At 64.6% G+C, this 7,927-nt stretch carries 4 protein-coding genes; 3 read left to right on the forward strand and 1 reads right to left on the reverse strand.

What is annotated here, in order from left to right; all coding sequences use genetic code 11:
- Window positions 1–160 precede the first annotated feature (160 nt).
- The gene (locus ACYVOC_RS06195) at window positions 161–5,005 is read left to right on the forward strand and encodes a response regulator (RefSeq protein WP_461161199.1); all 4,845 of its coding nucleotides are present in this window, start codon (window positions 161–163) and stop codon (window positions 5,003–5,005) included.
- Window positions 4,995–6,119, forward strand: a complete 1,125-nt coding sequence (locus ACYVOC_RS06200; protein ID WP_116003434.1) for a response regulator — start codon at window positions 4,995–4,997, stop codon at window positions 6,117–6,119. Before ACYVOC_RS06195 ends, ACYVOC_RS06200 begins: the two co-directional genes overlap by 11 nt.
- A 25-nt stretch (window positions 6,120–6,144) precedes the next feature.
- Here ACYVOC_RS06200 and ACYVOC_RS06205 read toward each other — a convergent pair whose 3' ends face one another.
- Window positions 6,145–7,074 carry an inositol monophosphatase family protein gene (locus ACYVOC_RS06205; RefSeq protein ID WP_461161200.1) on the reverse strand — a complete coding sequence of 310 codons (930 nt, stop codon included), beginning with the start codon at window positions 7,072–7,074 and terminating at the stop codon, window positions 6,145–6,147.
- A gap of 141 nt (window positions 7,075–7,215) precedes the next feature.
- Between ACYVOC_RS06205 and ACYVOC_RS06210 the strand changes: the two genes are divergently transcribed.
- Window positions 7,216–7,927: RNA methyltransferase (locus ACYVOC_RS06210; protein ID WP_461161201.1), on the forward strand; the 712-nt coding region annotated here is incomplete at its 3' end.

Consider the following 7,927-nt stretch of genomic DNA (forward strand, 5'->3'; position numbering starts at 1 on the left):
GACGGCGGGGCAGCTGGGGTTCTTGCGGCTGCATGGCTGCGAGCAGTTCCAGGGGTTTTTGTTTGGGCGGCCTGGACCTGCCTCGGATGTGGAGGCGCTGGCCGATGGCACGATCTAAGGCCGCAACGGCTACGCTGTGCGATTCCCTCAGGAGTTGCCTATGTTGATGGGCGACGCCCCGAAGCAGCGCATCTCCTGGCTGAGTGGAGTGCTGGTCGTGCTGGCACTGTCTTTGGCCGGCGCGGTACTGGTGGTCGATGTGCTGCAGAACCAGCGCCTGGACGAGCGGCAGGTGCAGCGGCAGAAGGTGCTCGAACAAACGGGTGCTGCCCTGGATGAGCAAACCACCCGGGGCCCACTGGTGGGAGCGGCTGCGCTCATGGGCCTGACTGAGCCGGCACTCAAGGCCGTGGCGCAAGGCGTGCAGGTGCCCGATGCGCCAGCGGCGCTCGAAGCCCTTGCCACAGCGCGGGAGCGTTTTGGGCTGGACGGCGCTTATGTCATCAACGCCAATGGAATCATCGTGGCGCACGAAACGACCGGGTCCCATTCCACTGGTACCGATGTGGCGTTTCGTCCGTATTTTCAGCAGGCCATGCAAGGCCGGGTGAATGTGTATGCCGCCCTTGGCTCGCACACGTACGAACGGGGCCTGTACGTGGCAGCGCCTTTGTATGCCGGGGCCAGCGCGCAGACGCCCGTACTGGGCGTGGTCATGCTCAAGATGCCGTTTGCGCCCATTGATGCCTTGCTGGCGCACACCGGTTTGCCCACCCTGTTGCTGTCGCCCCAAGGCGTGGTCATCTCAGCCACCCGCCCGGAGTGGATGTATGCCGTGGCGCCCCCTTTGACCCAGAGCCGCATTGACGACATCGCACGGCTGCGCCAGTTTGGCCACCATTTTGACAACGGGGTCGCCTCGGCCCTGCCGTTCTCACCCTTGTCGCCCGAGGTGCTGATGGACGGCGTGCAGCATGCCGTGCAGCGCCGTGTGGTGGACTGGAGCGATCCGGGCGGGGCTTGGTCGCTGGTGGTGCTGGAAGATGTGTCGCAAGTGATGCCGCTGCCCGATCGTTGGCGCTATGGCGGCGTGGCCTTTGCCTTGCTGGCCCTGCTGGGCATGCTGGTGCTCGAGCTGCTGCGCAATCGGGCCCGCATGGTGGCCACGCAGCAGCGCCTGTTGGTGCTGGGCGCTGCGCTGGAGAACAGCCCGCTGGCCGTGGTGGTGACCGATGCCCAGGGCACGATCGAATGGGTCAATCCCGAGTTTGAGCGCAATACAGGCTATCGCCTGGACGAGGTGCGGGGCCAAAAACCCTCGCTGCTGGCCAGCGGCAAGACGCCAATGGAAACCTTCAGCGAGATGTGGGCGGCCGTTGTGACGGGCCACTCCTGGAAGGGGCACTTTATCAACCGGCGCAAGGACGGTACCGAATACCACGAGGAGGCGACGCTTTCGCCCGTGCTCGATGCGCGCGGCGTTTGTGTGGGCATGGTGGGTTTGCATGAGGAGGTGACGCAGCGCATGCGCGAGCAGGAAAAGCTGCAGCGCAGCGAGCGCAGGTTCAAGGAGCTGCTGGAGCAGCAGAACGCCATTTTTGACAGTGCGCCGCCCGTGTTGTTGTCGTGTGACGGTGTCATGCATCTCTTCAACCCGGCCTTTATCGCCCTGGTGGGAGGTACATCTGCCCAGTTGCAGAACCAGCGTGTGAGCATGCTCTTTGGCAGCCTGGAGCAGCATGCGGCATTCGCTGCGCGCGTGGGACCGCAGCTTGCGCAGGGCTTGCAGGTGCGCGAGCATTGGTGGGTGCAGCGGCTTGATGGCCAGATGATCGAGGTACGCATGTCGGGCCGTGCTGTGCAGGTCGATGGCCACGCCAGCGCCGCGCTGTGGGTGATTGAGGACGTGACAGAGGCCCGCCTTGCCGAGCAGGTCATGCGCGAGACAAGCGAACGCCTGGAGCTGGTGCAGGAGGCGGGAAAAACCAGTGTGTTTGACATCGACCTGCGCACCGGGCGCTGCATCTGGCGCCAGAAAGTCGATGGCGTGGAGGGCATTACCGAGCGGGTGTTTGAAAACTGGCGAACCACCTGGCAAGAGCGCCTGTGGCCGGCAGACGTCGCTACGGCCATGGCGCGCATGGAGGCAGCGCTGCAGGGCAATGCCAGCAGTTTCCACGACGCCTGGCGTTTGCAGCGTTTTGAAGGCGGTGTGCGCTGGTATGCCTGCACGGCCCACATCCTGCGCGATGCATCAGGCAAAGCCGAACGCATCGTTGGCGTCAACGTGGACATCGACGCCTACAAGAAGCTCGAAGAGCAGGTGGCGGCCCAGGTGCAATTCCAGCATGTGCTGATGGACACCATTCCTGTGCCTATCTTCTACAAAGACGAGCAGGGCCGCTACCTGGGGTTCAACCGGGCTTACGAGCAGGCATTTGGCATTCGGCGTGAGGATTATCTGGGCAAGACCGTGCAGAGCCTGGAACACTTGTCTGCCGATAAGCGCAACCTGTTTCAGGCGGATGCCATCGCTGCACTGCATGGCACTGAAGCGGTGCACCGTGAGGTGGACATGCCCTATGCCGATGGCCAGATGCACCGCACGCTTTTCTGGTTGCAGGGTTTTCGCCGGCCCGATGGTGCGCCGGGCGGGGTCATCGGGACCTTTGCCGACATTACCGATCGCCAGCACGCAGAAGAGGAACTGCGCCGTGCCAAGGAGTTGGCCGAGGAGGCGACGGCGCTCAAGTCCAATTTTCTGGCCAACATGAGCCATGAAATCCGCACGCCCATGAACGCCATCATTGGCATGTCGCACCTGGCGCTCAAGTCAGGGCTCAATCAACGCCAGTACGATTACGTGAGCAAAATCCAGCAGGCCGGTCAGCACCTGATGGGCGTGATCAACGATATTCTTGATTTCTCGCGGATCGAGGCGGGCAAGCTGCATATCGAGACATGTCCCTTTGTACTCGACCAGGTGTTGGGTGGCGTGGTGGACGTCATCAGCCACAAGGCCAGTGCGCAGGGGCTGGAACTGATTTGCGATGTGGCGGCCGATGTGCCGCCCAATCTGGTGGGTGATGCCCTGCGCATCGGGCAGATTCTCATCAATTACACCAATAACGCCATCAAGTTCACCGAGCGCGGCGACGTGGGCATCGTGGTGCGCATGCAGGAGCAGCAGGGTGACCAGGTGCTCCTGCGCTTCGAGGTGCGCGACACGGGCATTGGCCTCGCTGCCGATCAAATCGAGCGCCTGTTCCAGAGCTTTCAGCAGGCCGACACCTCGACCACGCGCCGCTATGGCGGCACCGGTCTGGGCCTGGCCATCAGCAAAAGTCTGGCCGAACTGATGGGCGGCGAGGTAGGCGTGCACAGCCAGCTGGGGCAGGGCTCCACCTTCTGGTTTACCGTGCCGCTGCAGCGGGGTGCGCCTGCGCGGCCCTTGTTGCCAGCGCCCGATCTGCGCGGCCTGCGCGTGCTGGTGGTGGACGACAACGCCCATGCCGCTACGGTGATCGCCGAGATGCTGCAGTCCATGAGCTTTGATGTGCAGCAGGTGCATTCCGGCGCCCAGGCGCTGGAGGCTGTGCAGCAGGCGGCTGCGCAGGAGCGGCCTTTTGACCTGGTGGTGCTCGACTGGCAGATGCCCGGTATGGATGGCTTGGAGCTCGGGCGGCGCATTGGTGAATTGAGTCTGCCCCGCTTGCCTCACCGCGTCATGGTGACCGCCTTTGGCCGCGAGGATGTGCTGCGCTCGGCGCAGCGCCAGGGGATCGAAGAGGTGCTCATCAAGCCCGTGAGCGCCTCGGTCATGTTCGACACCCTCATGCAGGTGCTGGGCCAGCTATTGCCGGACGATGCGGCACAACCGGCCAGCGCACCGCAGGCTTGCCCGGTGCTGCAGGGCGCGCGCGTGCTGCTGGTGGAGGACAACGAACTCAACCAGCAGGTCGCCCGCGAGCTGTTGCAGGAAGCGGGTGTGCAGGTGGATGTGGCCGCCGATGGCCAGCAAGGCGTCGACCTGGCGCGCAGCCAACCCTACGACCTGGTGCTGATGGACATGCAGATGCCCGTGATGGACGGCCTGGAGGCCACGCGCCAGCTGCGCGCCGACCCGCGCCTGGCAAAGCTGCCGATTGTCGCCATGACCGCCAACGCCCTGGACGTCGACCGCCAGCGCTGCCTGGACGTCGGCATGAACGACCACCTGGCTAAACCGATTGTTCCTGAGCGGCTGTGGGAAACCCTTGAGCGCTGGATTGCGGCCTCGGCGTCCAGTGCGCTGGCCGCCCCCGCATTGCGCGCTGAGCGTGGCCCGCTGCCCGATGGGTTGCTGCCGCCCCCCCTGCCGGAGCTCGACATGACCCAGGGCCTGCGCAATGCCCTGGGCCGGCCCGCCTTCTATGCCGAGTTGCTCCACCGCTTCATGGACAGCCAGGGAGGCGTGGCGGAGCGCATTGCGCAAGCCCTGGCACAGGGCCACCAGGAACAGGCGGCGCGCGACGCACATACCCTGCGCGGCCTGGCGGGCACCGTGGGAGCCATCGCCTTACAAGATGCTGCCGCTCGTCTGGAAGATGGCCTGCGCAGCCCGGTCGCCATGTCCTCTGACGAAGTCCACTCCCTGCTGGACACGCTGCGCACGGCGTTGGATGCGCTGGTGCAACCGCTCTTGGCCTGGCATAGTGCGCAGGCCGCTGAGACGCAGCACAGCAACGAGGCCCCCTGCGCGCCCCATGAGCAGGCGCATGCGGCGGTCGCGCAGCTGCACCTGCTCTTGCAGCGCGACGACCCGGCCGCCCGCAGTTTTGTCCGGGAACATGCGGCACTGCTGGCCCAGGCGCTGGGTCCGGCGCTGGCGGGCGTGCAAGGCCCTATCGATCAGTTTGATTTCGAGCCCGCGCTGGCCGCCCTGACCGGGTGGCTGGCACAACCACCGCAGAGGCCTGGGCACCCCACCGGGCACAGCCGAAAAGGGAGCAGCCATGCAGCGTGAAGAAATGCAGGATCTACCTGTCGATTGGCGCAACCGCCAGACGCCCACCGTGCTGGTGGTAGACGACACGCCAGACAACCTGGTGCTGGTGTCCGAATTGTTGGGTGATCATTACCGCGTCAAGGTGGCCAACAGCGGGGCGCGTGCGCTCAAGGCCGCGCAGACTGATCCCGTGCCCGATCTGGTGTTGCTCGACATCATGATGCCGGAGATGGACGGCTACGAGGTGTGCCGCCAGCTCAAGGCGTCGGCAGCCACGCGCGACATTCCCGTCATCTTCCTGACCGCACGCGCCGACCGCGACGACGAGCGCCTGGGCCTGGAGCTGGGCGCGGTGGACTACATCACCAAGCCCATGAGCCCGCCCATTGTGCTGGCGCGGGTGCAGACCCACCTGGCACTCAAGGCCACGGCTGATTTCCTGCGCGACAAGAGCGCGTACCTGGAACGCGAAGTGACCCTGCGCACTCTCGAAGTGCAGGCTCTGCAGGACGTCACCATGATGGCCATGGCGTCGCTGGCCGAAACGCGCGACGATGAAACGGGCAACCACATCCGGCGCACGCAGCTCTACGTGAAAGCCCTGGCCGAGCGGCTGAGCACGCACCCGCGTTTCGAGGCTGTGCTGAACACCCAGATGATCGATCTGATCTACAAATCAGCGCCACTGCACGACATTGGCAAGATTGGTATCCCGGACCACATCCTGCTTAAACCCGGCAAACTGACCGACCACGAGTTCGAGGTCGTCAAAGAACACACCCTGCTGGGCCGCAAGGCCATCGAGGGTGCCGAGCGCCGCCTGGGCATGCGGGTACGGTTTTTGAACGTGGCCAAGGACATGGCCTGCTGCCACCACGAGCGCTGGGACGGCACGGGCTACCCGCTGTGCCTGGCGGGTGATGCCATCCCCGTGCCCGGGCGCCTGATGGCGCTGGCCGATGTGTACGACGCCATCATCAGCCGGCGCATCTACAAAAGCGCCAGCACGCACGAACAGGCCTGCAGCGCTATTGTGAAGGGGCGGGGCACGCAATTCGACCCCGATGTGGTGGATGCCTTCATCGATATCGCAGAAGAGTTTCGCGACATCGCGTTGAAGTACCCGGACTGAACAGGGCTACGCGCAGCCCGCCAGATCAGACGTGGGCGTCGTCTTCGGGGGCGCTGGTGTCGGTTGCGCTGCTGGCAGGCACTTCCGCAGCATCTTCTGCAGTGGGCTCTTGCGCCGCTTGGCGCAGTGCGGCCTTGTCGCCCGCACCGGCGAACTTGCTGTACTTGCCCAGGATTTGCACCAGCTGCCCGTAAATGCGGGGGCTGCCTGCCAGGCATTCCTTCTGTTCCAGAAAATCAGACTCGCCCGTGAAGTTGCCCACCAGGCCGCCCGCCTCGGTCACCAGCAGCGAACCGGCCGCCACGTCCCAGATATTCAGGCCGGTCTCGAAGAAACCATCGGTGTAACCGGCGGCCACATAGGCCAGGTCCAACGCGGCCGCGCCGGGGCGGCGCAGGCCGGCGGTGCGCTGCATCACGTCGCCCATCATGCTCAGATAGTTCTTGAAGTTGTCACCCGGACGGAACGGGAAGCCCGTCGAGACCAGGCACTCCTTGAGTTGGGTGCGCTTGCTCACGCGGATGCGGCGCTCGTTCAGGTAGGCGCCGCGTCCCTTGGTCGAGGTGAACAGGTCGTTGCGCGAGGGGTCGAAAATGACGGCCTGCTCGATCTTGCCGCGCACGGCCAGGGCAATGCTCACGCAATAGACGGGAAAACCGTGGATGAAGTTGGTGGTGCCGTCCAGCGGGTCGATGATCCAGACAAACTCCGAATCCTTGGCGCCATGCTGGTTGCCCGACTCTTCGGCCAGGATGCCGTGGCCGGGGTAGGCTGTGAGCAGCGTCTCGATGATGGCCGCCTCGCTGGCGTGGTCCACCTCGGTGACATAGTCGTTGATCTGCTTTTGCGAGATGCGCACTGCCTCCACGTCCAGGGCCGCGCGGTTGATGATGGCGCCGGCGGCGCGGGCGGCCTTGATGGCCACGTTGAGCATGGGGTGCAGGTTGGACGACATAGATTGTGCAGGTGTGCGCAACACGGCTTGTGGCGTGGTTGCGCGGGCCAGGAACAGAAAATATCGCAGCCTGGCGATGCGGGCGGCGACAATAAGCCCGGTATTTTACCCGCCCCCACCATCGACTGTGCCTGCGCGCCCATGAAGACCCGTTTTATCCTGATCCATACCAGCCATGCCGGCAACGTGGGCGCCTGCGCCCGCGCCATGAAAACCATGGGCTTTGACGACCTGGTGCTGGTTGCCCCGCGCTGGCCCAATGTGCTGCGGCGCGAGGAGACCATCCAGCGCGCCAGCGGAGCCCTGGACGTGCTCCACAACGCGCGCATCGTCGAAACGCTGGACGAGGCGCTGGACGGCATCAGCCACCTGTGCGCCACGGCCATGACGCCGCGCGACTTTGGCCCGCCCACGCGCGCGCCGCGTACGCATTTTGAAATGCTATTGAAAAAGGAGCTGCCAGCGCTTGATGGTAAAGCTCTGCAGGCCAAAATGAATCAAGAAAACACGGAGTCGCCTGGCGAGGCTGGCATCGGTTTCCTGTTTGGCTCCGAGCGTTTTGGCATGACCAATGAAGACGTGTACCGCTGCCATGTGGCGCTGTCCATCCCCACCAATCCCGGCTTTGGATCGCTCAACCTGGGGGCGGCCATCCAGGTGGTGGCCTACGAATGGCGCCAGGCCCTGGGTGGTTTTGGTGTGCAGGAGGCTACGCCCACGGCGACGCTGGCCGATGCCGCCCAGGTGGCGGGCATGCTGGCGCACTGGGAACAGGCGCTTACCGCCATCGGCTTTCTCGACCCGGCAGCGCCCAAAAAACTCATGCCCCGGCTCAACCAGCTTTTCAACCGTG

Source organism: Simplicispira piscis (assembly GCF_054783455.1).